General features: G+C 73.1%; 2 protein-coding genes. Both read right to left on the minus strand.

Annotated features, from left to right (window positions below; translation table 11 throughout):
- Positions 1 to 1,927, minus strand: a 1,927-nt coding sequence (locus IEZ06_RS35520; RefSeq protein ID WP_189241057.1) for a type I polyketide synthase, incomplete at its 3' end; no start/stop codon positions are given.
- 6 nt (positions 1,928 to 1,933) lie between these two features.
- Positions 1,934 to 3,800, minus strand: a 1,867-nt coding sequence (locus tag IEZ06_RS37420) for a type I polyketide synthase (RefSeq protein ID WP_268245650.1), incomplete at its 5' end; no start/stop codon positions are given.

The raw sequence follows: 3,800 nt of genomic DNA on the forward strand, positions 1-3,800 counted from the left end.
CGAACGCCACCAACGCCACCTGAGCGAACTCCGTCCGCCCCAGCACCTCCGCCGCGCCCCCGGCCTCGCCCTCGCCCTCGTGCTCGTGCTCGGCGAACATCAGCTCCCGCAACGACCGCCCCAGCTCGACGTCCGCCACCGCGCACACCGCGTCCAACGCATCCGCGAACACCGGGAACGCCGCATACAACTCCCGGCCCATCCCCGCCCGCTGCGCCCCCTGACCCGAGAACAGAAACCCTGTCTTCCCGCCACCGCGGACGACCTCGGCCACCGCTGCGCTCCCGTCGGCCAGTTCCCGCAGTGCACGCAACCCGCCTTCACGGTCGGCGGCCACCACCACCGCACGCCGCTCGAACGCCGCCCGCGTGCTCACCAGCGACAGCCCGACATCGGCCAGACCCGCCTCCGGACGATCCGCCAGATGCGCGGCCAGCCGCCCGGCCTGCGCCCGCAACGCCTCCACACTGCGACCCGACACCACCAACGGCACCGAAATCCGCCCAGATGCGGACACCGCCCCAGACACGGGCACGGGCACGGGCACGGGCACGGGCGGCGCCTCCGCAGAGGGCTCCTCCGCCGCGGACGGCTCCTCGATGATCACGTGCGCGTTGGTGCCGCTGATGCCGAAGGAGGACACGCCCGCCCGGCGCGGACGGCCGTTCTTCGCCCACTCCCGGGCCTCGGTCAGCAGCTCCACCCGGCCCGCCGACCAGTCCACGTTCGGCGACGGCTCGTCCACGTGCAGCGTCCTGGGCATGACCCCGTAGCGCATCGCCTGGATCACCTTGATGATTCCCGCTGCGCCGGCGGCGGCCTGGGTGTGGCCCATGTTCGACTTGATCGAGCCCAGCCAGAGCGGCCGGTCCTCCGGCCGGTCCTGGCCGTAGGTCGCGATGACGGCCTGCGCCTCAATCGGGTCGCCCAGCCGGGTCCCCGTACCGTGCGCCTCCACCATGTCGACGTCCGCAGGGGCCAGGCCCGCTCCGGCCAGGGCCTGCTGGATCACCCGCTGCTGCGACGGCCCGTTCGGCGCGGTCAGCCCGTTGGAGGCGCCGTCCTGGTTGATCGCCGAACCCCGCACCACCGCCAGCACCGGATGCCCGTTGCGGCGCGCGTCCGACAACCGCTCCAGCAGGAGTACGCCCGCTCCCTCGCCCCAGCCGGTGCCGTCGGCGCCCGCGGCGAAGGACTTGCAGCGGCCGTCGGGGGCCAGGCCGCGCTGCCGGCTGAACTCGACGAACACCTCCGGCGTCGCCATGACCGCCACACCGCCGGCCAGCGCCAGCGAGCACTCCCCCGACCGCAGCGCCTGCGCCGCCAGGTGCAGCGCCACCAGCGACGACGAGCACGCCGTGTCCACGGTGACGGACTGGCCCTCCAGCCCCAGCGCGTAGGAGATGCGGCCCGACACGATGGCGCCCGCGGCGCTGTTGAAGGCGTAGTCGTGGTACATCATCCCGGCGAACACCCCGGTCCGGCTGCCCTTCAGCGACGCCGGATCGATCCCCGCCCGCTCGATCGCCTCCCACGAGGTCTCCAGCAGCAACCGCTGCTGCGGATCCATGTACAGCGCCTCGTTCGGACTGATCCCGAAGAACCCCGGATCGAACTCCGCCGCGCCGTACAGGAAGGCACCTTCACGGGCGTAGGTCTTGCCCTCCACGCCGGGCTCGGGGTCGAACAGCTCCTCGACGTCCCAGCCGCGGTCCGGCGGGAACTCCCCGACCGCGTCCGTCCCGTCCGCCACGAGCCGCCACAGGTCGTCCGGCGACTCCACCCCGCCCGGGTACCGGCACGCCATCCCCACGATCGCGATCGGCTCACGCAGCGAGGCCAGGAGATTCCGATGCTCGGCTCTGATCCGCTCCGTCTCCTTCAGGGACGTACGGAGCGCCTTGACAAGCTGTTCTTCGTTGGCCATTCGAAGTCACGCCCCCTGGGTCGCGTCGGTGGCGTCGACACCGTCGAGCGCCATGTTGATCAGGCTCTCCAGGTCCATGTCATCGATGGACTCGGATGTGCCGTCCGCCTCCGATGCGGGCTCGGCGGAGCGGGCTCCGCCCAGTTCGAGGAGGACGTCCATCAGCCCGGCGTCCCGGAGCTTGGTGAGCGGAATGCTCTCCAGGATCCGGCGGATCCGCTGCTCGCCGGAGTCCTGGCCGTTGCCGGCGCCCGGGTCGGGTGCCAGTTCGGAATCGAGGTGAGCCGCCAGGACCGCGGCGTTCGGATAGTCGAAGACCAGCGTCGGCGGCAGCCGCAGCCCGGTGACCTCGTTGAGCCGGTTGCGGAACTCGACCGCGGAGAGCGAGTCGAAGCCCAGCTCCTTGAACGCCGTCTCGGGCTCGACCGCCTCCGGACCGGTGTGGCCGAGGATGCCTGCGACGTGAGTACGGACCAGTTCCAGGAGGGCCGCTTCGCGTTCCCGCGCCCCCAACCCGGCCAGCCGACGACCCAACCCGCCCGCACCACCACCCCCACCGGCACCCGCACGCCGCCGCACCACCGGCACCAACCCCGCGAACACCGACGGCAACCCCGCCCCCGCCCCCGCCAGCACCCGCACATCCAGCCGCACCGCCACCACCGCCGCGACATCCACCCCCGCCGCCGCATCCAGCAACGCCAAACCCTGCTCCGGCGCCAGCGCCCCCATCCCCATCCCCGCCATCCGCCGCACCTGCGCCGCCTCCAACCCGGCACCCATCCCGCCACCGGCCCACAGACCCCACGCCAGCGACTGCCCCGCCAACCCCCGCGCCCGCCGATACGCCGCCAGCCCGTCCAGGAACGCGTTCGCCGCCGCGTAATTACCCTGACCCGCATTGCCCAGCGTCCCGGCCAGCGACGAGAACAACACGAACGCCGACAACCCCATGTCCGCCGTCAGCTCGTGCAGATACCACGCCGCATCCGCCTTCGGCCGCAACACCGCATCGATCCGCTCCGGCGTCAGCGACCCCACGACCCCGTCGTCCAGCACCCCGGCCGCATGCACCACACCCCGCAGCGGATGCGCCGCCGGAACACCCGCCAGCAGCCCCGCCAGCGCCTCCCGGTCGGCCACGTCACACGCCGCCACCGTCACCCGCGCCCCCAGCGCGGACAACTCCTCGGCCAGCTCCACCGCACCCGGCGCCTCCAGCCCCCGCCGGCTGGTCAGCACCAGATGCCGCACCCCGTGCTCGGTCACCAGGTGCCGCGCCACCAGCGCACCCAGACCACCCGTGCCACCGGTCACCAGCACCGTGCCGTCCGCATCCCACACCGGAGCGGACCCGTCCGCACCCGGCACCGTCTCGCCGACCCGGCCGGCCTCCGGCACCGCTCCATCCATCCGGGCGGCATCCGGCACCGCCCGGCCCGCACCCGGCCCGGCCTCCGCCCGATCCTGCGGAACCGACACTGCAGCCCCGACCGGCACCCGGGCCAGGCGCGCCACCCGCAACTCACCGCCCCGGATCACCGTCTCCGGCTCATCCGAAGCGACGGCCGTCTCCAGGACCTCACCGGACTCGGCCATGCCGTCGATGTCGACCAGCACGAACCGGCCCGGGTTCTCCGCCCTGACCGCCCGCAGCAGACCCCACACCGGAGCCAGCCGCACATCGACGTCCTCTGCTCCGACCGCCACCGCGCCCCGCGTCACCACCACCAGCCGCGACGAGGCGAACCGCTCCTCGGCCAGCCACGCCTGCACCACCCCCAGCACCTCGGCGGTAACCGACCGCACCGCCCCGGGAACATCCGCCCCGGACATCTCCGTCTCAGGCATGTCCGTCTCGGGCACCGGGCAC

Source organism: Planomonospora antibiotica (assembly GCF_014647955.1).
Taxonomy (GTDB): Bacteria; Actinomycetota; Actinomycetes; order Streptosporangiales; family Streptosporangiaceae; genus Planomonospora; species Planomonospora parontospora.